The sequence below is a fragment of the Halorientalis sp. LT38 genome (assembly GCF_037031225.1).
Taxonomy (GTDB): domain Archaea; phylum Halobacteriota; class Halobacteria; order Halobacteriales; family Haloarculaceae; genus Halorientalis; species Halorientalis halophila.
Window position 1 is genome coordinate 131,990 of sequence record NZ_JAYEZN010000001.1, and the last position, 24,788, is coordinate 156,777.

Genomic DNA, 24,788 nt, shown 5'->3' on the forward strand with positions numbered 1-24,788 from the left:
ACCGACGGATCGGAAAAACGGCCGTCTCGCGACGAAATCTACAGTTCGCTCTCGAAGTCCTCGAGGGCGTAGGCCGGTTCGGCACCGCGGCGGTCGAGCGTCTCGTTGGCCAGCAGCCAGTAGACGACCGACAGCGCCTTGCGCCCCTTGTTGTTCGTGGGGACCACGAGGTCGACGTTGCTCGTCTGGTTGTTGGAGTCACACATCGCGATGACCGGGATGCCCACCGTGATGGCCTCCTTCACAGCTTGCGAGTCGCCGATGGGGTCGGTCACGACTACGACGTCGGGCTCGATGTAGCCCTCGTAGTCGGGGTTGGTCAGCGTGCCCGGGATGAAGCGGCCGGTGCGGGCGCGTGCGCCCACGGCGTCGGCGAACTTCTCGGCCGGGAAGCGACCGTACTGGCGCGAGGAGGCCACGAGCACCTGCTCGGGGTTGTAGCCCGCCAGGAAGTCCGCGGCCGTGCGGATCCGCTGGTCGGTCATCGAGACGTCCAGGACGTACAGCCCGTCGGTCCGGACGCGGTGGATGAACCGCTCCATGTCCTTCGTCTTCTGCTGGGTCCCGATGTGGACACCAGCCGCCAGGTAGTCCTCGACCGGGATGAGGAGGTCCGCCTCCTCGTCGGGCATGACGTCCTCGTCAAGGCTCGGCTCCGCCTCTGCCTCCTCGGTCTCGTCGTCGGCCGCCGCGTCGGCCGCGTCCTCGACCGGGTCCTCGGATTCGCCCGACTCGGTGTCGGGGGTCTGTTCCTCGTCGTCGGCCTCGGCGTCGGCCGCGTCGGGGTCGGGTTCCGGCTCCGCACCGGCCTCGCCGGTCGGCTCCGGGTCGACCTCCGACTCGGCGGCGTCGAGACCCTCTTCGTCGTTTCCACTCATGCGTTGTCCTCGATTCTGATCAGCTCGTTCAGCTTCGCGGTGCGCTCGCCGCCGACCGCGCCCGTCTTGATGAACGGTGCATCGGTCGCCACGGCGAGGTGTGCGATCGTCGTGTCCTCGGTCTCTCCGCTCCGGTGGGAGACGACCGGCGCGTACCCGTTCTCGACCGCCAGTTCGATGGCGTCGAAGGCGTCCGTCAGCGTGCCGATCTGGTTGGGCTTGATCAGGATGCTGTTGCCCGCACCCTGCTCGATGCCCTCGGCGAGCCGGTCCGTGTTGGTCACGAACAGGTCGTCGCCGCAGATCAGCGTCTGGTCTCGCGGCTTCGCCGCTCGACTTCCCGAGGCGCTGCGCGCCTCGCTATCCCCGACCCGATCGGTCAGGTCGGCAAAGGCCTCGTAGTCGTTCTCGTCGAGCGGGTCCTCGACGTAGACGAGTTCGTACTCGTCCACGAGATCCGCGACGTAGTCGATCTGTTCGGCCGTGTCGCGCGTGCGATCGCCGTAGCGATAGACGCCCTCGTCGGCGTCGTACAGCTCCGCACCGGCGACGTCGAGCCCCATCCGGACCTCGAAGCCGAGTTCGTCGGTCACTCGATCGGTGGCCTCGTCGACGATCTCGAAGGCCTCGGCGTCGTCCACCGAGGGCGCCCACGCGCCCTCGTCGCCCTTCCCGGCGGGCAGGTCCCGCTCGGTCAGGATGTCGTGGACCTCCTGGTGGACCGCCGCGTTGGCGAACACCGCGTCGGCGACGCTCGGCGCGCCGACGGGTGCGGCCAGGAACTCCTGGATGTGGGTCGCGTCAGCGGCGTGTTCGCCGCCGCCGACCACGTTGCCCAGCGGGATCGGGAAGTTCCGCCCCCGGAACGCACCGCCGAGGTGCTGGTAGAGGGGGATTCCCTGCGTGTCCGCGCCCGCCTTCGCCGCGGCCATGCTGATCGCGACCGCGCTGTTGGCGCCGATCTCGGAGAAGTCGTCCGTGCCGTCCGCGCCGTGCAGCGCCTGGTCGACGCCGCGCTGGTCGCCGGCGAAGGTCTCGCCGACGAGTCGCGGCACCGCGAGGTCGCGCGCCGACGCGATGGCCTCGCCGGCCTCGAGTTCGATGGCCTCGTACTCGCCGGTCGAGGCGCCGCTGGGTGCGGCCGCGCGGCCGAACCCGCCGCTCTCGGTCGTGACCTCGGCCTCGACAGTCGCGTTCCCGCGGGAGTCGAGGATCCGGCGCAGCGACACGTCGGCGATCACCGTCACTGTTCACCCCGCCTGACGGTGAACGGCAGGACCTCGGCGTCGTACTCCTCGGCCGCGATGAGGATCGGCTGGGTCTGCTCCGTGTCGATGAGCACCGGTGCGCCGTAGGCCACCTGCAGCGCTCGCGCGCCGATGATGCGTGCCTTCTCGTATCTGTTGTCCTGTCCCGCCATGTGTTACTGATACGGTGCCACGATGTCGACGAGGTCCTTGTGCGAGACGAGCATGCGACGGCAGCAGTGTCGCTCCACGCCCAGTTCGTCGAGGACCATCTCCGGGTCCTCGTCGTCCTCCCTGGTGCGGGCCTTGAACTCCTCCCAGTGCTCGCCGACCACGTTACCACAGGTGAAACACCGGACCGGTACCATCATATCTGGATCACCTCAGCGGTATGATTTCTGGTAGCGCGCCCGAGCGCCCGGGCCGCCCCACTTTTTCGGTTCGCTCTGGCGCACGTCGTTGACCAAGAGCGACCGGTCGAACTCCATGTAGGCGTCCCGGAGTTCCGCGTCGTTGTGGTACTGGACCAGTCCGCGAGCGATGGCGGTCCGCACCGCGTCCGCCTGGCCGCTCTTGCCGCCGCCCTCGACCTGGACGTCGATGTCGACGTCGTCGCGCAGGTCGTCGTCGGCGATCCGGAACGGTTCCAGCATCTTCAGTCGCGACAGCTCCGGCTCGACGAGTTCGACGGGCTGGGCGTTCACCCGGACCCGGCCCTCGCCGTCCGTGACCGTCGCGCGTGCGATGGCCGTCTTCTTCTTGCCTGACGTGTTGGTTACCATGTGACGTTCGCTCCGAGTTCTTCGCTGACCTCGCCCAGCTGGACGAAGTTGATGTTCGAGAGCCGATCCAGCGACGTCCCCTCGACGACTTCCGCGTCCTCGTCGTGGGGGTTGCCGATGTAGACCCGGACGTTCTCGAACGCCTCGCGCCCGCGGTCTTTCTTGTACGGCAGCATGCCGCGGATCGAGCGCTTGAGGATCCGGTCGGGCTGTTTCGGGTAGTACGGCCCGCGGTCCGAGCCGACCTCCCGCCGCTTGCGGAAGGTCGTCATCGTGTCCTCGGCGTTGCCCGTGATGACCGCTCGCTCGGCGTTGACCACCGCGACGCGCTCGCCGTCGAGCGCGCGCTGGGCCACCTCGCTGGCGACCCGGCCGAGGATGCAGTCGCGAGCTTCGACGACGACGTCCGCGTCGAATTCGGCGACGCTCATCGAATCACCCGCACGTCTGCGCCGTTGGGGTTGCGTTCGAGTGCCTGTTCTAGCGTTATGCTCTCGCCTACCTGGTCGATCTTGGTCTCGGCCGTGCCGGAGAAGTCCACGGCAGCGACCGTGACCTCCTTCTGGAGAACGCCGCTGCCCAGAACCTTCCCGGGCACGACGACTGTCTCGTCTTCCCTGGCGTACCGCTCGATGCGGCCCAGGTTGACTTCGGCGTGCGTCCGACGCGGCTTCTCGAGTCGCGTCGCGACGTCGCCCCAGACCTCGCCGCCCGCGTCGCGGGCGGTCGACTTCAGGTCGGCGATGAGACTACTGAGTCTCGGGTTCGTCTTACTCATAACCTACCTCCGTAGAGAAGTGCAGGGAGCAGGATTTGAACCACCGAGAGACCGACGGTCTCTCGAGGCTCAAATCCCCTCCGCGCGTTATCACGGCTCGCCGATCCTGGCGAGCCGAACAATGCAGGGAGCAGGATTTGAACCTGCGGACCCCTACGGGACAGCGCCCTGAACGCTGCGCCGTTGGCCTGACTTGGCTATCCCTGCTCGCGTCAGTCAGTTCCGACTGCCCCTTCAAACCGCTTTCGGTTGTCCACTGATCGGCCCGGCCGCTCTTCAGGGGACGGGGGGCGTCATGTCGGGTGGAAGGGGCAGTGTCGTTCATTATAGCTGTACCGCGTCTTTGAGTTCCGCAGCCCGGCCGTGGAGCGTGTCCACCGCCTGGGTCACCAGCTCGTCGACCGACATCGAACCGTCGGTCTCGACCTGGAACACGAAGGCGTTGGGGACGTCCGTCACCTCGACCTCCTTCCCCGGATACCGCTGGGTCAGGTCGTGGTCGAACTCCTCCGTCGGGATCAACTCGCCGTCCTCCTCGATCACGCCGCGAAGGATGTGCGGGTCGTCGTCGCCGTACTCGTCGGCGTCGCCGACGACCTCCACCGTCTGGAGGTGGCGGTAGCCGACCGCCACACCGCCCTGGTGTTTGGCGTGCTCGCGACCGACGTCGTAGACGGCGTCGGCCTCGATCTCCAGGCGCTGGGGCGTCTCCGAGCCCTCGGGATCCTTCAGGTCGATGATCGGGACGTTCTTGTCGGCCGGCTCGACGCGGTCGTCGGTGCTGACCAGGTCGCCAGAGTAGGCGGTCCCCGGTCCCTCGACGTCCAGCGCGAGCGTGACCGTCTCACCGATCTCGTAATCGTCGGGCGTGGTCAGCGGGACCAGCCCGAGTCGGAGCGCGATCTGCTCGTCGAACATGACCGACGAGTTCTCGATGACCCGCACTTCGTCGATCGAGAGCGTCGGCACGTCGGCGATCATCGCCCGCCGGATTCCGTTCGCGAACGCGGGGCTCACGTCGCGGACCAGGAAGCGCGCCTTCCTGTCGCGGTCGCCCCGGTCGATGAACTCCACGTCGTAGTCCGGTGCCATGTGTTAGAACCCGCTGTTCTTCGGGCCGCGTGTTCCGTCGTGCGGGATCGGCGTCACGTCCTCGATCCGACCGATCTCGAGGCCGGCGCGAGCCAGCGCCCGGATGGTCGCCTGCGCGCCCGGACCGGGGTTGGTCTGCTGGTTCCCGCCAGGACCGCGAACGCGGACGTGGACGCCTTCCACGCCCTGCGCGATGACGTCCTCGGCCACCGTCTCGGCCATCTGCATGGCCGCGTACGGCGAGGCCTCGTCGCGGTTCTGTTTGACGACCGTCCCGCCCGAAGACTTCGCGAGCGTCTCCGCGCCGGTCTGGTCGGTGATCGTGATGATCGTGTTGTTGAACGATGCGTGCACGTGGGCGATGCCCCAGATGTCGTCAGGTCCTTCCTCAGCCATGGTTTACTGTTCCTCCGCGCGTTCGGGGTGGAGTTCGTCCGTCAGCGGACTCGTGCTGTCGAACTCGACCGTGTCGGCCTCCGCGACGGCCACCTTGCACGAGGGCTCCGTGACGCGGCTGCCCTCCATCGTGACGTGTCCGTGGGAGATGAACTGCCGCGCCTGCCGGGCCGTGTTGGCCAGGCCCTTGCGGTAGACGACGGTCTGGAGCCGGCGCTCCAGCACGTCGGTGACGTCCAGCGACAGGATGTCGTCGAGCCCGTCCTCCTCGTCGAGGATGCCGAGCTTCTTCAGGCGGGCCAGGAATTCCGCGCTCTCGGCGGCCTCGGCGTCGCCCTCGGTGTCGCCCTGTGCGGCACTGAGCAGCTGGCGGGCCTCGCGCCGGTAGGAACGCAGTTCCGACTGGGCGCGCCAGAGCTCTTCTTTGTTCTTGAGCCCGTAGCGGGCGACGAGGTCGTGCTCGCCGGCGATACGTTCACCCTGGAAGGGGTGGTTCGGCGTCTCGTAGAGTTTGGTCTTCGTTCCGAGTGGCATTACTCTTCACCTCCCTCCTCTTCGGCGGCGGCCTCCTCGGCCTGCTCTTCCTTGATAGCCTCGACGTTGACGCCGATGGTCCCCTCGGTACGTCCAGTGGACTTCGTGCGCTGGCCGCGGACCTTCTGCCCGCGCTTGTGGCGGACGCCCCGGTAGGAGTCGATCATCTTCATCCGGTTGATGTCCTGCCGGCGCGTCATGCCGAGTTCGTTGCCGATCTCGTGGGTCGTCTCCCCCGAGAAGTAGTCCGACTGGTGGTTGGTCATCCACTCGGGCACCTCGTCGGCGTAGCCCTCGACCAGGCCCACGATCTCTTCGATCTCCTCGTCTTCGAGTTTGCCGAAGACCTCGCGGCGGTCGATGTCGGTCTTTTCGATGATGATCCGGGCGGCCCGGTGGCCGATGCCGTTCATGTCTGTCAGTGCTCGTTCGACGGATTTGGTCCCGTCGAGGTCGGTCTGTCCGATACGGACGAAGTAGCGGATGTCCTCCTCCTCTTCCTCCGCGTTCTCGTCCTCGGGTGGGTCTTCTGCACTCATGTGTAACCGTTTACGGTGAGCGTCGTGGCGGGGATTCGAACCCCGGAGGCTTGACGCCACAGAGTTAGCAACCCTGCGCCTTGGGCCAGACTTGGCTACCACGACCCGCTGTCTTTTGTACTGCCGCCCGCGAGACCTCCGGTCTCGAAACGGACTCGGGGCCGCTGCCCCTACACGATCTGTACCCGGAGGTTATTCGAGGGTCTATTTAAACGCAACGGATCGCCACCACGGACGGCACCCGACGGTACGGTCCCGACCCGCGGCGTCCGGCACTCTCCTTCAGTGACCTGTTATTTGAAGGAACGTTCTTATACGGAATCGGATCGAATCGCCAGTCGATGACTGGGGTTCGAACGGGCACGCACACCGGGGTGGCGCCCGAACCCGCCGCCGACCGACCATGACGGCGCCCCTGGCCGAGACGTGTTGGACCTGGTACCGCACCGCCGTCTCGTCGCTGCCGGACCCGGCCGTGCACGCGGCCTCGCTGGGCGTGCGGACGGGTCGCTTCCTCGTCGACGTGCCGGCGCTGTCGACGCTTTACCTGGCGACTGGCGTCCTGACCGCGGTGGCCGCCACCTATCTGTCGCCCCTCGAACTGCTCGTCGCCGAGTTCTGCCTGGCCTGCCCGGTGCTCGCCGTCACCTACCTGACCATGGCGGACTGGACCGGTGCAGCGCCGCAGACGCCGGTGGGATTCGTCCAGGGGACCGTCGTCGGCTCGGTCGTCGTCGCCGTCCCTCTGTTGCCGATCGCGCTCGGCGCGGTCACGCTCTCCGCCCTCCTCCGGGGCGACGTCGCGTCGGTCGTCCCCGGCGTCCAGACGACCGGGCACCTCGAACTCTATCTCGTGCCGCTGTATCCGCTGCTCATCTACCTGCTGGTGTCCTCGACGCTCGTCGTCCCCGCCACGGTGATCGACCGCGCTCGCCCGACCTTCGCCGGTCGCCTCGGCTGGCGCGCGGTGAAAACCGCCCGCTGGACCGTCGTCGGCGCGCTGTTCTGGGCCGGCGCGCTCGCGATGGCCCTCCTCGGCGCCCTCGTCGCCGTCTTCGCGCTCCTGACGTGGCTCTCCCAGGGCACCGGGCCGACGCTGAACTACCCCTTCGCCCGGCGCGTGAGCTACGAGGTCTGCAAGTGGCTGTTCGCCGTCGCGCTGGGATTCCTCTACGTCGATCGCAGACCGGTCTGAAAACGATGGGCGGTCAGACGCCGATGTACTCCTCGTTGATCGTCCACTCGCCGTCCTCCCCTTCGATCATGTACTCGCCGTAGTAGGGCACGCGCTCTGCGACCGTCTCGCGGAACGTCTCCCTGATCTCGGGCTTGGTCATCTCGCCCATCGACCGCAGGTCGTCGTTCCGGTTCAGACAGCCCTTGAGGTATCCTTCGTGCGTGACGCGCACGCGATGGCAGTTGGCGCAAAACTCCGCGTTGCCGACGGGGTCGACGATCTCGACCATACCGCCCTCGTCGTCGTCGGGACCGCCCCCGATCCAGTAGCGCCGTCGGTCGTGCATGTCCCGGTGTTCGACGACGGTCGCTTGCTCTTCCAGCCAGCCGTGGACGCGGTCGATGTCGATCGCCCACTCCGGGCGGCCGGCCAGTTCGGGCATGTACTCGATCAACTGGAGCTGGAGCCCGTCGTTTTCGGCGACGTGGTCGACCATCTCGGGTACGTAGCCGGCGGTCGCCTCGAAGACGACCATGTTCAGCTTCACCGGGTCCAGACCCGCGTCGAGGGCGGCCTCCACCCCCTCGATCACGGCCGCGTATTCGCCGCTCTGGGTGACCTGCTTGAACGCCTCCTGGTCGAGGGCGTCCTGGGAGACGTTCACCCTGTCGAGACCGGCGTCGACCAGATCGGTGGCGCGGCCGGGGAGGTACGTGCCGTTGGTCGTCAGCGAGGTCTCCATCGAGTCGGGGGTGCGGCGGACGATCTCCTCCAGGTCCTCGCGCAACATCGGCTCGCCGCCGGTGAACTTGACGGCCTCGACGTCGAACTCGGCGGCGACTTCCAGAAAGCGGACCACGTCGTCGGTCGTCATCTCGTCGTCCCGCGGGTCCATCGGGCCGCGCGTGTCACCCAGTCCTTCGTTGTGGCAGTAGACGCAGTCGAAGTTACACCGGTCCGTGAGCGACACACGGACCCCCGACACCTCGCGCCCGAACTGGTCGACCAGCATGTCCAGGGCTCGGTCGGCCGCGTGCTTAAATCCGCCGTCGATCGCGGGGCTCATGTAACTGGTTTCCGTTACGCGATCGGCGGATTCGGTTCCCGAGTTCACAACTCTTATCGACGCACCGGCCCGTCTCACGGGGTATGGACGAAGCCGACGTACGCGACCGCCTGCGCTCGGTCGAGGATCCGGACCTGGGCGACGACATCGTCTCGCTCGGGCTGGTCAACGACATTACGCTCGACGGCGAGACGGTTCACATCTCGCTCGCGCTGGGTGCGCCGTACTCACCGACCGAGACGGCCATCGCCGACGACGTGCGAGAGGCCCTCGCGGACACGGGCCTCGAGATCGAACTCTCGGCCGAGGTCGACAGCGGCATCGACCCCGAGGAGCAGATCCTGCCCCAGGTGAAAAACGTCATCGCCGTCGCCTCCGGGAAGGGCGGGGTCGGCAAGAGCACCGTCGCCGTCAATCTGGCCGCCGGGCTCTCGCAACTGGGCGCCCGCGTCGGCCTGTTCGACGCAGACGTCTACGGCCCGAACGTCCCGCGGATGGTCGCCACGGAAGAGCGCCCGAAGGCGACGAAGGACGAGAAGCTCGTCCCCGTCGAGAAGTTCGGGATGAAGCTGATGAGCATGGACTTCCTCGTCGGCGAGGACGACCCCGTCATCTGGCGCGGCCCGATGGTCCACAAGGTGCTCACCCAGCTCTGGGAGGACGTCGAGTGGGGCGCGCTGGACTACATGGTGATCGACCTGCCGCCGGGCACCGGCGACACCCAGCTGACGATGCTCCAGAGCGTCCCCGTCACCGGCGCCGTCATCGTCACGACGCCCCAGGACGTGGCCGTCGACGACGCCCGCAAGGGCCTCGAGATGTTCGGCAAGCACGACACGCCCGTGCTGGGCATCGTGGAGAACATGGCCTCCTATCAGTGTCCGGACTGTGGCTCAGAACACCACATCTTCGGCGAGGGCGGCGGCCGCGAGTTCGCCGACGAGGCCGAGATGCCATTCCTGGGATCGATCCCGCTCGACCAGCGGGTCCGGGAGGGCGGCGACGACGGCGAACCGACGGTTCTGGACGAGGACAGCGAGACAGGGGAGGCCTTCCGGGAGTTCGCCGCCGACACCGCGAACATGCAGGGGATCGTCCACCGGCGCGGCCTCTCCGTCGAACGCTCGACGCCGGATCACGAACACGATCACGAACACGGTCACGACCACCAGCACGATCACGGGCACTGACGGCTACCAGGACAATCACGGGCATTGACGGCGGCAATTTCGGACGACCGCCGCTCAGTCGTCCGCCGCCGCGCGATTCGCTCCGTCGGCGAGGTCCGCCAGCGCCCACGATATCACGCGGGCCTCCACCAGATCGCGAACGTCGAGGTGATCGTCCTCGTCGTAGGCCTCGATCACGCGGCGGCTCTCCTCACGCATCTCCCGCTCCAGCGGGGCCTGGTCGGGTTCGTCGCGCACCTCGTTGAGCAGCGCCTCGAAGTCCTCGCGCAGGTCGAAGTCCGCTCGGGCGGCGTTACACCGCGAGAGCGGACTCATGCCTGCGTCGAGGACGAGATCGACGACGGTCTCCCAGTCGCTTGCACAGAAGTGGATCGACACCTCCCCGACGATGTCCTGCCAGGCGATGGGGCCGCTGTTGTCGAGCAACTGCACCGCCCGGGGCGGCAGGTCTAGCCGCGACGCGGTGTCGGGGTTCCCGCACAGACAGCACGGCTGCTTCGTCTTCCCCGTGTACATACCGCCGGCTAGGGGCTGGGCCTGCTTGTGTCTGTCCCGTCCGAACCGGACCGCCACCGCGCCGACTGACAAGGTTTTAATCGCCGGCACCGGGACTCGTGGGTATGAACACGGCCGACCGGCTCGACCTGCTGACGCGCTACACCGAGGAGGTCGTCACCGAAGACGAACTGGCGGAACTACTCGAGGGGGAGCCGACGGCCTACATCGGCTACGCCCCGACCGGCGAGATGCACATCGGCCACTTCACCACGATCCGCAAACTCGCTGACTTCCAGCGAGCCGGCGTCGACGTCACGGTCCTCATCGCGGACCTGCATGCCCACCTCGATAGCGAGAAGTCGCCCTGGGACCTGCTCGACGCCCGCAGCGAGTACTACGAGGAGTCCATCCGCGCCATGCTCGAATCCGCCGGCGGTGACCCCGAGACGGTCGAGTTCGTCCGCGGCCGGGACTTCCAGCTCGACGAGGACTACACGATGGAGATGTACCGGATGGCCGCCGAGACGACCGTCGCCCGCGCCCAGCGGGCCGGCAGCGAGGTCGTCCGCGAGAGCGAGAGCCCGAACCTCGGCGGACTCATCTACTCGCTCATGCAGAACCTCGACGTCGAGTTCCTCGACGCCGACATCGCCTACGGCGGGATCGACCAGCGCGGCATCTACATGCTGGGCCGCGAGATCCTCCCCGAGCACGGCGGCGAGGCGCCGGTCTGTCTGTTCGCGCCGCTCCTCTCCGGCCTCTCGGGCGGGAAGATGAGCGCCTCCGACGCGACCTCGAAGATCAACCTCACCGACGACCCCGAGCAGGTGGCCGAGAAGATCAACGGCGCGTACTGCCCGCAGGGAGAAGTCGAGGACAACGGCGTGCTGGAGTACGTGCGCTACCTGGTCTTCCCCATCCTCGAGGAGCGCGGCGAGGACTTCGTCGTCGAGCGGCCCGAGGAGTACGGCGGGGATCTGGTCTTCGAGACGTACGACGCCCTCGAATCGGACTACGTCGAGGGCGACCTCCACCCACAGGACCTCAAGAACGCGGCGGCGGACGCCATCGACGACGCCATCGCGCCGATCCGCGAGCGCCTGACGGACCGGCCGGAACTTTTGGCCGAGGCCTACCCCGAGAACGACGAGTGACGACCGACGCGCGGTGAACGCCTTTACTGCTGAGGCCCGAATTGCGAGGCATGTACCGCGTACTGCTCCCGATCGCGACGGACGAGTCGCGAGCGCGTGCACAGGTCGAGACCGTCCTCGAACTCCCCGCGGCGGCGAGCGACCTGGCCGTCGATGTCGTCCACGTCCACGATGACGTGTCGACGGCCGATACCGAGTGGGCCGCCGGCGACACGTTCAGCGAGACCTATGCCGAGGAGATGGCCGAGAAGGTCGGCGAGACCGATCGGCTCCCATCGGCGGTCGAAACCGCCGTCGACCGCCTCGAATCGAGCCACGTGGAGGTAGCGGTCCACGAGCGGACCGGCGACCCGGCCGAGGAGATCCTCGACCTCGCGGCGCAACTCGACAGCGACGCGATCGTCCTCGGGGTCGGCGGACAGTCGCTGGTCGGGAAAGTGCTGTTCGGCAGCGTCGCACAGGCGGTGATGCTGAACAGCGACCGACCGGTCACCGTGGTGCCGGAGCGGGTAACGGAGTCGTAGGCGGTAGCGGACGACGAGTAGACCGGGTACCGGAACGGAGACCGCGAGGGGCGGCGACCGGGTGGCGGCTGTCGACCGATTCGGAGGGACGTTTTTCCGTTCGGGTCGCATCTTCCGTGTATGTCCGACGCAGACGGATCCGACGGCGGGTTCGATTGTCCCGTGTGCGGGGAGACCTTCGACACCGAGGTGGCCCGGGACGATCACCTCAAACAGAGCCATCCGGACTGACTCGGGGGCACCCGGCGGACGACCGGCGGTGTGGTCCGGTCACCAGGACGGGATCATCAGTCCGGCCCACTGCGGGAGCTGGCCGACGTCGATACCCCAGACGAGCGGGAGCCAGGTCAGCGAGAGCACGATGACGAGCAGGATGCCGATGAGGTTGAGTCCGAACCCGGTCTTGGCCATCTGGGGCATCGTGATGTACCCCGAGCCGAAGACGACGGCGTTCGGAGGCGTGGCGACGGGGAGCATGAACGCGAACGACGCGGCGGTCGCCGCGCCGATCATGATCCCGTAGGGGTGGATCGAGAGGCCGACCGCGAGCGAGGCCATGATCGGCATCAGCATCGCGGTGGTCGCCGTGTTCGAGGTGACTTCGGTCATGAAGATCGTCAGGACGACGACGACGCCCATGACCAGGAGCATCGAGACGCCCTCGAGGGCACCCAGTTGCTGGCCCATCCACACCGCGAGTCCCGACTCCTCGAACCCGGCCGCGATCGACAGTCCACCGCCGAACAGGAGGATGATCCCCCACGGGATGCCGACGGCGGTGTCCCAGTCGAGCAAGAAGGTGAACGACCCGTCGTCCTCGCGGGCAGGGATCAGGAACAGGACCAGCGCGCCCGCGATGGCGATCACGCTGTCCGAGATCCCGGGCACGAGAGGTTCGAGGACGAACGACCGCGAGATCCAGGCCGCCGCGGTCAGGGTGAAGACGCCGAGTACGAGTTTCTCCTCGCGATCCATCGGCCCGAGCGCGGCGAGTTCGTCGTCGATGACGTCGATCCCGCCGGGGAGCCTGTCGATCCGCGGCGGCAGCAGGAACCTGGTGACGTACACCCAGATGATCGCGACCCCCAGCGCGGCGATGGGGACGCCGTAGAGCATCCACTGGGCGAACGAGATCGACTGGCCGAACGTCTCGTTGATCGCCCCGACCAGCACGAGGTTCGGCGGGGTGCCGATGATCGTGCCGACGCCGCCGACCGAGGCCGAGTAGGCGATACAGAGCATCAGCGCCGTGCCGAACCGGAACTCGCCCTGGGCCGTGGGGACGTCCGCGTCGGTCCGGTCGACGAGGTCGCTCGTCTGGAGGATCACCGCGAGCCCGATCGGCGTCATCATCATCGCCGTCGCGGTGTTCGAGACCCACATCGAGAGGAACGCCGTCGCGATCATGAACCCGAGGATGATCCGCTTCGGGCCGCCCCCGATCACCTTGATGGTCCGCAGCGCGATCCGCCGGTGGAGATCCCAGCGCTGCATCGCCATCGCGATGAAGAACCCGCCCATGAACAGGAAGATCAGGTCGTTCGCGTAGGGCGCGGTGGCCGCGTCGACGTCCAGCGCCCCGGTCAGCGGGAACAGAACGATCGGGAGCAGCGACGTCGCCGGGATGGGGATGGCCTCGGAGATCCACCACACCGCCACCCAGGCCGTGGTCGCGCCGACCGCCTGCCCGGCCGGGGACAGCCCCTCCGGGGACGGAAGGAGCATAATCGCCGCGAACAGGACCGGTCCGAGCACGAGTCCCACCTTCTGCCGACGTTCGTACGTGCCGCCGACGTCGAACGCCGAGCCGTCGTCACCGTCCCCGCTGTCCCCGTCTCCGCCGCCGTCGGGCGGACCGCCACCGCCGCCGTCGCCGGCACCGCTCCCTCTCGATCCGGCGCCGTCGGATTCTCCGGGGTTTGGCTCCAGGCCGCCGTCGCTCGCGAGGCGGTCGGCGAGTTTCCGTTCCTCGGGGGAGAGTTTCGAGCGATCCAGCAGGGCAGTCGGGCGCATTCGCAGGGCGGACCTCGTGTCTCGGTCGAGCCGCCAGACGTAGTTCCAGAATCGTTCGGCGTACCCTTGCGAGTCTGCCATGAGCGTATGATTCGTTGATGCCGGTGAAAACAGTACTGCCACCCCCCGGAGCGTGACGGTCCGCGGGTGCCCCGAGCCTTGGTCGGCGAGCCGAGGGGACCGCCCGGATCCACGTCTCGCGGGGCCCGCCGTCGGAACGCTTACTCCGCGATCGGCACATGGTAGGGTATGCCGCTGCTCCAGTTCGACACGACCCTCTCGCTGTCGGCCGCGGAGAAGTCAGCCCTTGCAGAGCGGGTGACCGATGTCTACACCGAGGAGATGGCGACGACCGCGGGTCACGTCGCGGTGACGATCCGCGAGCGCGAGCCGGCCGACCTCCACCTCGGCCGTGCGGTCGACGGCCCGCTCCTGTTCCTCGACGCCGAGATCCGGCAGGGGCGGTCGTTCGACCGCAAGCGCGCGTTCGCCCTCGAAACGTTCGCGTACCTCGGCGAGACTTTCGACGTGCCCGACGAGAACCTGAAGGCCGTGTTCACCGAGCACCCCGGCGAGTCGATGATGGGCGTCGACCGCGTCGGTGGGGAGTGGGACGGCGAGTGATCGAGTCGGGCACCGGACGAGCACCACCCGGAACCGATCGCCGTCTCCGGGACAGTGAAAGGCGTCGAGAACGGTCGTGGTAGTCGATGGACCGGTCCTACTGGTGGACCGTCTCGCTCGTGTCGCTCTGGCAGGTCGCGGCGAGTATCTGTTACTACACGGTGTTCGCCGCGACGCCGTTCTTCCGGGACGCCTTCGGCCTCACGCGGTTCACGGTCGGATTCGTGCTGGCGGCGCTCACGCTCGGGTACGCGGTCTGGTTGCTTCCCGTCGGCTCGTTGATCGACCGGTTCGGCGAGAAGCGAGCCCTCGTGATCGGTCTCGTCGGGCTCTCCGCCGGGGCCGCGGCGGTCGCGGGCGCTCCCACGTACGGCCTCCTGCTCGCGGCGGCCTTCTTCCTCGGGTCGACGTACGCGACGGCCATCCCGGGGACGAACAAGGCCGTCTACGACGCCGTCGCCGCGGGGCGCCAGAACCTGGCGATGGGTGTCAAACAGGTCGGCGTCACCGCCGGGAGCGGCGTCAGCGCATTGCTCGTGACCGGCCTCGCGGGCGTCCTGTTCTGGCAGGCCGGGTTCCTCCTCGCCGCCGGGTTCGGACTCGTCGTCGCGGCCGTCTTCGCGCTCGCCTATCGCGGCACAGAGGGCGGTGGAACGGCGGAGTACCCGGACTTTCGAGCCCTCGCGCGCAACCGGCCGTACCGCGCGCTCGTCGCCGCGGGCTTTTTCCTCGGCGCAGCGCTGTTCACGACGACAGGGTACACCGTCCTCTACGTCCACGAGGCGATCGGCGCCTCGATCGCCTTCGGGGGCGTTGTGCTCGCGCTGGTCCAGCTGTTCGGCAGCGCCGGCCGTCTCGTCGGTGGGTGGCTGAGCGACAATCTACCGGGCGACCCGCAGCGGCGAATCGGCGCGATCCTGCTCGGACAGGCAGTCGCCGGCGCCGGACTGTTCGTCGTCGTCCCCGCGACCGACAGCGCGTGGGGGGCCGTCGTCGCCTTCTCCGCGCTCGGTTTCTTCGTCCTCGGCAATACCGGGGTCTACTACTCCTACATGGCGACGCTGGTCGGGCCCGACGAGATGGGCGGTGCGACCGCCGGCGGCCAGCTCGCGCTCGTCGTCGGCTCGATCGTCGCCCCACCGGCGTTCGGCTACCTCGCGGACACCGTCGGCTATCGGGGATCGTGGTGGCTACTCGCTGCCGGGACCGTCGCCGCGACCGGATTCCTCGCGCACAGCGTTCGACTGGAACCCGCGAGCGACGAGACGGCGATGCGCGAGTGAAAGCGGGGACAGCGTCGTCCGGTCGCGAATCGCGGGATACCGGACGCGAAGCGCCTCAGTCGAGCCCGGCCCCGGGAGCCAGGCGACCGAGGGCTGGATCGACGGCCGTTGGCCGTCAATCGGCGTCCCGTCGAGCCAAGCGAGACGGGGCTCGACTGGCTCACTTCGTTCGTCAGTCGGCGTCCTCGGGAGCCAAGCGACCGAGGGCTCGATTGACGGCTGTCAGCCGTCAATCGGCGGTCGCGGGGTCCGCGTCGGGGTCGGCCTTGGGGACGAGCCACTCGTCGGCCCAGTTCTCGATCTCGTCGAAGACCGGACACAGCGACTCGCCTTTCTCCGTCAGTTCGTAGTACGTCGCGACGGGCGCGTCCTCTTCGAGTCGCCGGGAGACGAAGCCCGTCTCCTGCAGGTCGTCGAGCACGCGCGAGAGCGTGCGGGAGCTGGCACCGGTCGAACGCTTGAGTTCGTTGAACCGCTTCTCCCCCTCGCGGAGGTCGTGGAGGACGACCAGTCGCCACTGGGAACCGATCTGTTCGATGGAACGGACGATGGGGCACGGACCAGGGTGGTCTTCTCCTGACATCGGTGTTACCTGCTAACTCCTATGTCCGGGAACGGCTAAATAGGTTCGCATCGAAACCAGGTAGTGTGGCGAAATCAGGTAACACGATGTTATCGAGTATCGGATCGAAACTGACCGCGACGACGGCGGTGACGGTCTGATGGTCTTCGAGACGGCTGGCGCCGCCGAGGCGTTCCTGGTCGGCCGCGTCCTCTTCGGTGCGGTGCTCGCGTTCATGGGGCTCAACCACTTCACGAACGCCGACGAGATGAGCGGCTACGCCGAGTTCAAGGGTATCCCGGCGCCCGGACTCGCCGTACCGTTCACCGGTGGGATGTTGCTGTTCGGTGGACTGGCCCTCGTGCTCGGGGCGTACCCGGTCCTCGGCGCCGGCGCGCTCGTGCTGTTCCTGCTCGTGACCACGCCCACGATGCACGACTTCTGGGCGGCCGCCGAGGAGGACCAGCAGGACGAGATGATCAACTTCCTCAAGAACGTGGCGCTGCTGGGCGGCGCGCTGGTCTTCCTCGCGCTCGGGAGCGCGAACTGGCCCTACGCGCTGAACGTCGGCCTCTTCTAGGTCCTCAGGCCGTCGGGAGTTCGACCCTGACGACGGTGCCCGACGGTTCGTTGTCCTCGATGTCGACCTCGCCGCCGTAGACCGAGACCATCGAGTGGACGAAGTAGAGGCCGAAGCCGGTCCCGCCCGACTGGTCACCGGTCTCGCCCCGCCGGAACACGCGCTCTTTCGTCCCGTCCGGGACGCCCGGGCCGTCGTCGCGCACTTCGAGGACCACACAGCCGTCGGCGGTCGTCACGTCGGCCTCGATGCGGACGGATCGCCGATGCGTTTCGGAGTCTGGGCTCGTCGAGCCGTGTTCCACCGCGTTGCTCAGGAGGTTGCCGACGACTTCCGAGAGCAGGTCGTCGGCGACGACCCGGGCGTCGTCGGGGACGTCCACGTCGATGGTCACGTCGCCGTCCATCCCGCGGACGCGCTCGGCCTGGGAGTGAACGATCGGGACGATGTCGACGGGCTGGAGTTCCGGATCGGAGTCGTCGGTGAGCGTGTCCAGCACCGACTTGACCTTCCGGGTCAGGTCGATGATGTTGTCGGTCCACTCGACGATGGTGCCGGCGTCCTCGGTGACCTGGCCCTCGTTGCGGCGTTCGAGGAGTTCCGCCCGCATCTTGATCACCTCCAGCCCGTTGAGCATGTCGTGGCGGAGGATGGAATTGAAAAACTCCATCTGTTCTTTCTGCCTGCGGAGTTCGCGCTCGCTCTTCTTGCGCTCGATGGCGTACCGGAGCGACCGGGCGAGCGCGTCCCCGTCGATCTCGTCTTTGACCAGGTAGTCCTGCGCGCCACGCTGGATGGCCTCGACGGCCCGTTCGTGGTTGTTCAGGCCCGTGAGGACGACGACCGGGACCGCGTCGTAGCGGTCGACGAACCGCTCCAGCGTCTCGATGCCGTCGCTCTCGGGCAGTCCGAGGTCCAGGAAGACCACGTCGTAACTCCCCTCGGCCAGTTCCGCGAAGCCCGCGTCGAGGCGTTCGACGTGGGTGATCTCCGGGCCGGTGCCGTCGCCGGTGAGCGTGCTCTCCCGGAGGTGGTGACGCAGCAGTTTGGCGTCACCGGGATTGTCCTCCACGACGAGGACGTCCGTCGGCTGGGTGCTGGTGCCGGACATCGTCACTCGGGCGGGACCTTCACGACGGTCAGCCAGAAGTCCTCGATGGTGTTCACGACCTCGAGGAACCCGTCGAAGTCGACCGGCTTCGTCAGGTAGGCGTTCGCGTGCAGGTCGTAGGAGTTGATGATGTCCTCTTCCGCCTCCGAACTGGTGAGGATCACGACCGGGATGCGTTTCAGATCCGGATCCTCCTTGATCTCCGCGAGGACCTCCTTGCCGTCCATCCGGGGCATGTTCAGGTCGAGCAGGATGAGGTCCGGACGCGGACTGTCCTCGTACTCCCCCTCCTGGCGGAGGTACGACATCGCCTCGACGCCGTCGTTGACGACGTTGAGGTTGTTGATGACGTTGCCCCGCTCGAAGGCCTTCTCCGTGAGTTTGACGTCGCCGGGGTTGTCCTCGGCCAGCAACACCTCGATTGGCGTCTGCTGCTCCGGCGTCATCGCGCGTCACCTCCCGCGACCGCGGCCAGTCGGTCCTCGGTCTCTCCTCTCTTCGGGATGGTGAAACAGAACGTCGCGCCGACGCCCTCCTCGGACTCGATCCAGATGTCGCCGCCGTGGCGAGAGACGATCCGGTCGCAGACGGCCAGTCCGATGCCGGTGCCGCCGTCGCCGTCGCGGCTCCCCTGCTGGAACAGTTTGAAGATGCGTTCGCGCTGGTTCTCAGGGATGCCGGGGCCGTCGTCCGCGACCTCGAACCGGTAGTGATCGTCCGCCTCCGTCGCCCGGACGGTCACTGTCGGCGACTCGCCGGCGTGGCTGAGGGCGTTGCTGACGAGGTTCTGGATCACCTGTCCGAGCTGGTCGCGATCTGCCTCGACCGTCGGCAGCGGTTCGACGTCGACCGTCGCGTCCGCGTCGTCGATGGCGAATTCCAGGCTCTGGATCGTCTCCTCGACCACGGCCGCCGCGTCCACCGTCTCGAACTCGTCCGCGTCGGTCGAGACCCGGGAGTACTGCAGCAGGTCCTCGATCATCGACTGCATCCGGTTCGCGCCGCCGACGGCGAAGTCGATGTACTCGTCGGCCTCGTCGTCGAGTTCGTCCCCGTACTCGACCGCGAGCAGGTCGACGTAACTCGACACCATCCGGAGCGGCTCCTGCAGGTCGTGCGAGGCGATGTGGGCGAACTCCTGGAGCCGCTCGTTCGACTGTTCGAGCTCCGCCCGGTAGGCCTCGAGTTCCGCCTCGCGTTCCGCCCGTTCCAGTGCGGCTTCGGCGTTCCGGGCCAGGATCTCGATGATGTTCAGCTCCGCCTCCGTCGGGACCGACACCTCGGGCGTGCCGACGTGAAGCTGTCCGTACTCGCCCAGCGGGACGATGACGAGCGTTCCGAGCGGGCTATCCGGCATCTCGGAGTTTTCGAGCGTGGCGTAGTCTTCGACGACGCGCGCGCTCCCCGTCCGGAACGTCTCCATCTCGACGGAACCGGGAGTGACGTTCGGGAGCGCCTCGGTCGGGGTCTCCGCGTCCATCATGGTCTGGACGCGGTCGGTCGCCGCAACCGGGACGAGGTCGTCGCTCCCGTCGTCGGTGGCGTAGATCCCCGAGAGGGGCATGTCGAGCAGCTCCGTCGCGAGCGTCATGACGATGTCCGCGACCGCTCGCTGGGACTCGGCTGCGATCAGTTCGCTCGTGGCCTCGTTGACCGCCTCGATGCGCCGCTCCTGTCGTTTTTCGTCGGTAATGTCGATGCTCACCCCGATGACCTTCTCGACGGCGCCGTCCCGGACGATCGGTCGGTACCACGTCCGCGCGATGACCGGACCGATGTCGTGAACGGCTGTGTGTTCCTCGCCGGCGGTCGCCGCCTCGAAGTCCGAGAGGAACGCCTCCTGCCCGGCGAAGACCTCGAACATGTTCTGGCCCTCCAGCTCCCCGGGCTCCACGCCGATGCCGGCCAGCCCCTGGCCTTGCGACATCTCGATCATCCCGTCGGTGTCGGCGGTCCACAGCGCCAGCGGCACGTTGTCGAGGACCGTCTGGAGGCGGTCGGTCCACGCCTCCAGTTCCCGCTCGCGCTCGCGAAGCTCGGTGACGTCCCGGGAGATGCCGATGACCTGTTCGAGCTCCCCCCGGTCGTCGAAGACCGGCTGGTATACGGTGTGGAAGTAGAGGTCTCCCTGCTGAGCCTGGGTTTCGACGCGCTCGCCCTCGAGGGCTCGCTCGACGGCGTCGATGACGTCGGGTGCCTCCGCGAACATCTCGAACACCGACTGTCCGACGGCCTCGCCGGGTTCGAGTCCCAGTTTGTCGAGCGCGTTGCCCCGGGAGTAGGTGAACTCACCGTCCGGGTCGAGCGCGAACAGGACCACCGGCGCGTTGTTGAGTAGCGTGTTCATGCGCTCGCGCTGGGCCGCCAGTCGTTCCTCGCGTCGCCGCTGCTCGGTCACGTCGATGCCCTGCGCGACGAGTGATTCGACCCGCCCGTCCTCGTCCGTGACCGGACTGACGGTGCCGTCGATGTCTATCTGCTCGCCGTCGGGCGAGATCTGCGTCGCCTCGAACTCGACGTCCTCGCCCTCGCCGGCGCGCTCGATCGCCGCCCGTATCCGCTCCTGCAGCGCGTCGTCGTGTTCGAACCACGGGCCCTCCCAGAACGGTCCGCCGACGTACGTCGACGGTTCGACGGCGGCGAACTCCCGGGCGACCTTGTTCACTCTGAGAATCGTCCCGTACGGGTCGAGGACCCCGATGAACGTCCCCGTCGCCTCGAACACCGCCTCGAGCCGCCGGTCCCGCGCCGGCCGCCCCTCGGAGGCGGGCCCGGTCTGTTCGTCCACTTCGTGCTGGTCCATGGGCTCCCCTCAATCTCGTTATACAACGTTCTACCGCACCGATATCAGGATGTGATAACTGGATGGGCGAGTTCGTAGCGGGCACAGTTCGTCGCGATCTCTTTTCGTGCCTCTGGCTGCGGTGTTCTTTCGTCTGTGCACCCGTATACGCTAATCCGCCGTCTTTTTATTACTATGCCTACATTATCGGGAAAATGGCTCGTGACCGGCGAACCTATCTGACCGGCGTCGCCGTCGCTGCCGCGTCGCTGGCCGGTTGCTCGTCGCTACTGGGATCTCCCGACCCCGACGACCCTCCGCCCTCCGGTGTGGACGAGCTCCCGAATCCCGAGGACAGCGTTTCGGGAGCGAACGGCGAGTGGTCGAGTTTCGGCTGTAACGCCGCGAACACTCGATCTGTGGGGGACGGCCGAGCGCCCGTAGACCACGTGACGGAACGGTGGCGCGTCGAGGTGCCTCAGACCACGTACCGTGAACCCGTCGTGTCCGGTGGTCGGGTGTTTCAGGTCAATCCCGAAGCGTTGCAGGTCCTGGACTCGAGTGACGGATCTGAGCTATGGACGGACCCAGACGCGGAGACGGTTCCGCTGGTTCGGGGCGGAGTCGCGTACGTCTCCACCGGCGACGCTGTCCGGGCGCTCGACGCCGAGAGCGGCGACCGTCTCTGGGAGCGCCGGCCCGAGGGTCGAGGGCGTGTTTCTGCGCCCTCCACGCATGCCGGAGACGAACTGGTCTGTGGAGCCGGTGAACGGGTCTTCTCACTCGACCCTGCGAACGGCGACGTCCTGTGGCGACGCCAGGTATTCGGAGGGGTTCGCGACCACGCGGCAGTCTGGATGGGTCACGGTGCGGTCCTCGCCACCGAAGCGGGGATGGTCTACTTGCTCGGCGACGGAGGGTCCGGCGTTTGGCGGTGGCAGCTACCCGCCCCACCGACCGCGCCGCCGACCACCGACACCGATTCGATATACGTCCCCTGCCGCGACGGGACGACCTACGCACTCGACGTGGAGGGTTCTGCCAGGGACGTTCGCTGGGAGGCCGAGACGAGAATGGTAGAGCGGGGACTGTGTCTCGTGGACGGCCTCGTGCTCGCGGCGAACGGATTTCAGATTCTCGCGGTCGACCCCGAGTCCGGTGACAAACGGTGGGAACTGGAGATCGGCGACTGGCGACACACCGCTCCGGCCTTCGGGCGGGACACCGTGTTCGTCGGCGGTGATCGGCTCCGGGCGCTCGACCCCACACCGGGTGACAGCGCCGCTGGCGGTCCCGCGCTGCGTTTCGAGCGAGAGTTCATCGGGCGCGTCGGGCCCGGACCGGTACTCGACGACGGGACGCTCTACGTGGTAGCGCAAGTGGCCGAGGAGACGTACGCGTTACTGGCACTCGAGTAGGGAAACCGGAGGACGGTGAGCGCTCGCCGCTACAGCTGTTCGTCGCCGTCGATGATCCGCTGGGCGCGGGCGGCCAGCGCGGGGACGCCGTCGCGCATCTTCGGGTACATCGGGTCGTCGCTGTTGCCCTCGAGGTACCGGCGGAAGAACATCTCGCCCAGCGCCGCCAGCTTGTAGACCGCCAGCGCCCGGTAGAAGCGCTCGTTCTCGAAGGTGAATCCGGTCGCGTCCTCGTAGCGGTCGACGAGTTCTTCCCTGGTGAGGTAGCCCGGTTCGGCCATGAAGGTCGAGGACAGCGTGTCGAGGGACTCCGGCGGCTCGGGATCTTTCGCCTCCCACCAGTACGACAGCATCCAGCCGAGGTCGGTGAAGGGATCGCCCAGCGTGGACATCTCCCAGTCGAAGATGCTCGCGATCTCGGGCGGCGTCCCGGGCGCGTACATCACGTTGTCGAGCTTGTAGTCCCCGTGGACCAGCGTCTGCGGGTGGTCCTCGGGCGCGTTGTCCTTCAGCCACGCCATCACGTCGCGGATCACGGGCACCTCGCGCTCGTCGGTCGTCACCTCGAAGGCCCACTCGAACTGCTCGCTCCAGCGTTTCACCTGGCGCTGGGTGAACCCCTCGGGGTAGCCGAAGTCGCCGAGGCCCACGGCTTCGTAGTCCACCTCGTGGATCTCGGCCAGGCGGTCGACGAGTTCAGCGCCGATCGCCTCCCGGTGCTCGGGCGTGGCGAACCGGTCTGGCTCGGCGCCCCTGAGGACGGTCCCGTCCTCCCGCTCCATCACGTAGAAGTCCGACCCGATGATGGCGTGATCGTCGGTCGCGGCCACCGTCGTCGGCACGCGGACGTCCGTCCCCTGGAGGGCGTCGACGACCTCGAACTCCCGGAGCACGTCGTGGGCCTTGTCGGCGGTCTCGCCCGGCGGCGGGCGGCGGATGACGAGTTCGCGGTCGCCCCAGGTCACGAACAGCGTCTCGTTGGAGTGGCCTTCCTGGTGGCGGCGCACGTCGTAGTCCTCGACGGGGCCGAGTTCGTCCTCGAGGAACTCGGCCAGCGCGTTCACGTCGACGATCCGGTCGAAGTACGCGTCGCTCTCGTCGCTCACTGCGCCGTCACCCCGTCGCCAGTCGCCTCGATCTCGTGTACTAACATTGTTAGGGCGATTGCGGCCCACGTATGAATAAGTGGGGGTTGGCGGAGGGCGGGCGTCCCACCCGTGCATCTGTCCGGGGGACAACCGGTGCGGTTCGATCTCCGGCCGCTTGGGGATGTTTTACATTGTTGTGTCCGAAAGGGGTGGTATGGTTGTCGAGTACGAGGATTCGGAGACGGCACAGCGACTCAGGGAGCAAGCACGCGAGTTCGTCAGGACGGAAGTCATTCCGGTCGAGCGGGAGTACCTGGGCGACGGCCCGGTCCCAGAGGAGCGAATCGCGACCCTTCGCGAGAGGGCCAAAGAGTACGGTATCTACTGCCCGCAGATCGAGGAGGAGTACGGTGGCGGCGGATACGACTTCCGCGACGTGCTCCCGTTGTTCGAGGAGGCCGGCAAGAGCCTGCTCGGCCAGGCGGCCATGCGCGTCGACGCGCCCGACGAGGGGAACATGCACACCCTCGAGATGTTCGGCACCGAGGAGCAGAAAGAGGAGTGGCTGAAACCCCTCGTCGCTGGCGAGATCCGCTCGGGCTTCTCGATGACCGAGCCGATGCAGGGCGCGGGCTCGGACCCCAAGATGATGCAGACCACCGCCGAGAAGGACGGTGACGAATGGGTCATCAACGGCCACAAGTGGTGGACGACGCAGGGCGACGAGGCCGACCTCCTCCTGCTGATGGCCCGGACAGACATGGACGCCCACCCCTACTCGGGCACGTCGATCATCCTGGTGCCCATCGACGCCGACGGCGTCGAGATCGTCGAGGCGACGCCCCACCTCGGGCCGTCGGTCGTCCACGAGAGCCACGCGGAGATCCGGTACGATAACGTCAGAGTCCCGGAAGAGAACCTGCTGGGCCCGGAGAACGAGGGCTTCGCCATCGCACAGGAGCGACTCGGCCCCGCGCGGCTGACCCACTGCATGCGATTTTCGGGGATGGCCGAGCGCGCGCTCGGGATCGCCAAGGAGTACATGGGCGAGCGGTCGGCCTTCGGCGAGCAGCTTTCGGAGAAACAGGCTCAGCGGTTCGCCATCGCCGAGCAGGAGACCGCACTCCACGCGGCGCGGACGATGACCCGGCACGCGGCCGAGAAGATCCGCCGGGGCGAACAGGCCCGCATCGAGGTCGCCATGAGCAAGTACTACACCGCGAACGTGGTCCAGGACACGATCGATTTGGCGGTCCAGGCCTGCGGTGCCTCGGGCATCTCGCGCCACCTCCCGCTGGCCGACTTCTACGAGTCCGTGCGCGCGTTCCGCATCATCGACGGGGCCGACGAGGTCCACAAGCGCTCGATCGCCCGCGAGGCCTTCGAGGACGAGAACGTCCCCGAGGGCGAACTGGAGAACCTGCCGCGGTTCTGAGGCGTCCGGTAGGCCTAAACGAGGCCCGCGTCAGATG

Annotated in this window: 28 protein-coding genes and 2 tRNA genes; 9 read left to right on the plus strand and 21 right to left on the minus strand. The window is 67.4% G+C overall.

What is annotated here, in order from left to right; translation table 11 throughout:
- Window positions 1–38 precede the first annotated feature (38 nt).
- From rpsB to U5918_RS00795, 13 genes are all read right to left on the minus strand, one after another.
- Complete coding sequence (gene rpsB, locus U5918_RS00735) at window positions 39–878, minus strand: 30S ribosomal protein S2 (protein WP_335998728.1); 840 nt, start codon at window positions 876–878, stop codon at window positions 39–41.
- Window positions 875–2,125, minus strand: a complete 1,251-nt coding sequence (gene eno / locus U5918_RS00740) for a phosphopyruvate hydratase (protein WP_335998729.1) — start codon at window positions 2,123–2,125, stop codon at window positions 875–877. The genes rpsB and eno overlap by 4 nt, the downstream gene beginning before the upstream one ends.
- On the minus strand, window positions 2,122–2,298 hold the full coding sequence (locus tag U5918_RS00745; RefSeq protein ID WP_092658968.1) for a DNA-directed RNA polymerase subunit K: 177 nt from the start codon (window positions 2,296–2,298) through the stop codon (window positions 2,122–2,124). The genes eno and U5918_RS00745 overlap by 4 nt, the downstream gene beginning before the upstream one ends.
- 3 nt (window positions 2,299–2,301) lie before the next feature.
- Entirely contained in the window at window positions 2,302–2,496 is a 195-nt protein-coding gene (locus U5918_RS00750) for a DNA-directed RNA polymerase subunit N (protein ID WP_335998730.1), read from the minus strand.
- Window positions 2,497–2,508: 12 nt separating this feature from the next.
- Window positions 2,509–2,907 (minus strand): 30S ribosomal protein S9, encoded by a 399-nt coding sequence (locus U5918_RS00755; RefSeq protein WP_335998731.1) that lies wholly within the window; start codon window positions 2,905–2,907, stop codon window positions 2,509–2,511.
- The gene (locus U5918_RS00760) at window positions 2,901–3,338 is read right to left on the minus strand and encodes a 50S ribosomal protein L13 (RefSeq protein ID WP_335998732.1); all 438 of its coding nucleotides are present in this window, start codon (window positions 3,336–3,338) and stop codon (window positions 2,901–2,903) included. The genes U5918_RS00755 and U5918_RS00760 overlap by 7 nt, the downstream gene beginning before the upstream one ends.
- The gene (locus tag U5918_RS00765) at window positions 3,335–3,685 is read right to left on the minus strand and encodes a 50S ribosomal protein L18e (RefSeq protein ID WP_335998734.1); all 351 of its coding nucleotides are present in this window, start codon (window positions 3,683–3,685) and stop codon (window positions 3,335–3,337) included. The genes U5918_RS00760 and U5918_RS00765 overlap by 4 nt, the downstream gene beginning before the upstream one ends.
- Window positions 3,686–3,807: 122 nt before the next feature.
- Window positions 3,808–3,892: transfer RNA gene (locus U5918_RS00770), tRNA-Leu, on the minus strand.
- Between the two features lie 117 nt (window positions 3,893–4,009).
- Entirely contained in the window at window positions 4,010–4,777 is a 768-nt protein-coding gene (locus U5918_RS00775) for a DNA-directed RNA polymerase subunit D (protein WP_335998736.1), read from the minus strand.
- A gap of 3 nt (window positions 4,778–4,780) precedes the next feature.
- Entirely contained in the window at window positions 4,781–5,173 is a 393-nt protein-coding gene (locus U5918_RS00780; RefSeq protein WP_335998737.1) for a 30S ribosomal protein S11, read from the minus strand.
- Between the two features lie 3 nt (window positions 5,174–5,176).
- A complete protein-coding gene (locus U5918_RS00785; RefSeq protein ID WP_335998739.1) occupies window positions 5,177–5,707 on the minus strand; it encodes a 30S ribosomal protein S4 in 531 nt (176 codons plus the stop codon).
- Entirely contained in the window at window positions 5,707–6,246 is a 540-nt protein-coding gene (locus U5918_RS00790) for a 30S ribosomal protein S13 (protein ID WP_335998740.1), read from the minus strand. The genes U5918_RS00785 and U5918_RS00790 overlap by 1 nt, the downstream gene beginning before the upstream one ends.
- A 20-nt stretch (window positions 6,247–6,266) precedes the next feature.
- Window positions 6,267–6,351 (minus strand) — tRNA-Ser (locus U5918_RS00795).
- 298 nt (window positions 6,352–6,649) lie between these two features.
- Here U5918_RS00795 and U5918_RS00800 point away from each other — a divergent pair.
- The gene (locus tag U5918_RS00800; RefSeq protein WP_335998741.1) at window positions 6,650–7,441 is read left to right on the plus strand and encodes a hypothetical protein; all 792 of its coding nucleotides are present in this window, start codon (window positions 6,650–6,652) and stop codon (window positions 7,439–7,441) included.
- Window positions 7,442–7,454: 13 nt separating this feature from the next.
- On the opposite strand, the gene moaA is transcribed toward U5918_RS00800, so the two are convergent.
- Window positions 7,455–8,435, minus strand: coding sequence for a GTP 3',8-cyclase MoaA (gene moaA / locus U5918_RS00805; RefSeq protein WP_335998743.1), 981 nt, complete (start codon window positions 8,433–8,435; stop codon window positions 7,455–7,457).
- Between the two features lie 137 nt (window positions 8,436–8,572).
- Here moaA and U5918_RS00810 point away from each other — a divergent pair, with 137 nt between their 5' ends.
- Window positions 8,573–9,679 carry an Mrp/NBP35 family ATP-binding protein gene (locus tag U5918_RS00810; protein ID WP_335998745.1) on the plus strand — a complete coding sequence of 369 codons (1,107 nt, stop codon included), beginning with the start codon at window positions 8,573–8,575 and terminating at the stop codon, window positions 9,677–9,679.
- Between the two features lie 54 nt (window positions 9,680–9,733).
- Here U5918_RS00810 and U5918_RS00815 read toward each other — a convergent pair whose 3' ends face one another.
- Entirely contained in the window at window positions 9,734–10,195 is a 462-nt protein-coding gene (locus U5918_RS00815; protein ID WP_335998746.1) for a DUF7960 family protein, read from the minus strand.
- Between the two features lie 104 nt (window positions 10,196–10,299).
- On the opposite strand from U5918_RS00815, the gene U5918_RS00820 reads away from it, so the two are divergent.
- Complete coding sequence (locus U5918_RS00820; protein WP_335998748.1) at window positions 10,300–11,331, plus strand: tyrosine--tRNA ligase; 1,032 nt, start codon at window positions 10,300–10,302, stop codon at window positions 11,329–11,331.
- Between the two features lie 50 nt (window positions 11,332–11,381).
- Complete coding sequence (locus U5918_RS00825; protein WP_335998749.1) at window positions 11,382–11,855, plus strand: universal stress protein; 474 nt, start codon at window positions 11,382–11,384, stop codon at window positions 11,853–11,855.
- Between the two features lie 270 nt (window positions 11,856–12,125).
- On the opposite strand, the gene U5918_RS00830 is transcribed toward U5918_RS00825, so the two are convergent.
- Window positions 12,126–13,949, minus strand: a complete 1,824-nt coding sequence (locus U5918_RS00830; protein ID WP_335998750.1) for an SLC13 family permease — start codon at window positions 13,947–13,949, stop codon at window positions 12,126–12,128.
- 168 nt (window positions 13,950–14,117) lie between these two features.
- Between U5918_RS00830 and U5918_RS00835 the strand changes: the two genes are divergently transcribed.
- Window positions 14,118–14,492 carry a tautomerase family protein gene (locus U5918_RS00835; protein ID WP_335998751.1) on the plus strand — a complete coding sequence of 125 codons (375 nt, stop codon included), beginning with the start codon at window positions 14,118–14,120 and terminating at the stop codon, window positions 14,490–14,492.
- An 86-nt stretch (window positions 14,493–14,578) separates the two neighbouring features.
- Window positions 14,579–15,775 carry an MFS transporter gene (locus U5918_RS00840; protein WP_335998753.1) on the plus strand — a complete coding sequence of 399 codons (1,197 nt, stop codon included), beginning with the start codon at window positions 14,579–14,581 and terminating at the stop codon, window positions 15,773–15,775.
- Between the two features lie 229 nt (window positions 15,776–16,004).
- Here U5918_RS00840 and U5918_RS00845 read toward each other — a convergent pair whose 3' ends face one another.
- On the minus strand, window positions 16,005–16,358 hold the full coding sequence (locus tag U5918_RS00845; protein ID WP_335998754.1) for a winged helix-turn-helix transcriptional regulator: 354 nt from the start codon (window positions 16,356–16,358) through the stop codon (window positions 16,005–16,007).
- Between the two features lie 139 nt (window positions 16,359–16,497).
- Here U5918_RS00845 and U5918_RS00850 point away from each other — a divergent pair, with 139 nt between their 5' ends.
- Window positions 16,498–16,917, plus strand: a complete 420-nt coding sequence (locus U5918_RS00850; protein ID WP_335998755.1) for a DoxX family protein — start codon at window positions 16,498–16,500, stop codon at window positions 16,915–16,917.
- Between the two features lie 4 nt (window positions 16,918–16,921).
- Here the strand turns inward: U5918_RS00850 and U5918_RS00855 are convergent, their stop codons facing one another.
- The 3 genes from U5918_RS00855 to U5918_RS00865 are packed head-to-tail and all read right to left on the minus strand — an operon-like array spanning window position 16,922 to window position 20,831.
- Window positions 16,922–18,028: a hybrid sensor histidine kinase/response regulator gene (locus U5918_RS00855; protein WP_335998756.1), complete on the minus strand. Its 1,107-nt coding sequence runs from the start codon at window positions 18,026–18,028 to the stop codon at window positions 16,922–16,924.
- A gap of 2 nt (window positions 18,029–18,030) precedes the next feature.
- Entirely contained in the window at window positions 18,031–18,474 is a 444-nt protein-coding gene (locus U5918_RS00860) for a response regulator (RefSeq protein WP_335998758.1), read from the minus strand.
- Entirely contained in the window at window positions 18,471–20,831 is a 2,361-nt protein-coding gene (locus U5918_RS00865) for a PAS domain-containing sensor histidine kinase (protein WP_335998759.1), read from the minus strand. The genes U5918_RS00860 and U5918_RS00865 overlap by 4 nt, the downstream gene beginning before the upstream one ends.
- Before the next feature lie 62 nt (window positions 20,832–20,893).
- On the opposite strand from U5918_RS00865, the gene U5918_RS00870 reads away from it, so the two are divergent.
- Window positions 20,894–22,228 carry an outer membrane protein assembly factor BamB family protein gene (locus U5918_RS00870; RefSeq protein WP_335998760.1) on the plus strand — a complete coding sequence of 445 codons (1,335 nt, stop codon included), beginning with the start codon at window positions 20,894–20,896 and terminating at the stop codon, window positions 22,226–22,228.
- A 29-nt stretch (window positions 22,229–22,257) separates the two neighbouring features.
- On the opposite strand, the gene U5918_RS00875 is transcribed toward U5918_RS00870, so the two are convergent.
- Entirely contained in the window at window positions 22,258–23,334 is a 1,077-nt protein-coding gene (locus U5918_RS00875) for a phosphotransferase family protein (protein WP_335998762.1), read from the minus strand.
- A gap of 196 nt (window positions 23,335–23,530) precedes the next feature.
- Between U5918_RS00875 and U5918_RS00880 the strand changes: the two genes are divergently transcribed.
- Window positions 23,531–24,751: an acyl-CoA dehydrogenase family protein gene (locus U5918_RS00880; RefSeq protein WP_335998763.1), complete on the plus strand. Its 1,221-nt coding sequence runs from the start codon at window positions 23,531–23,533 to the stop codon at window positions 24,749–24,751.
- Window positions 24,752–24,788 lie beyond the last annotated feature (37 nt).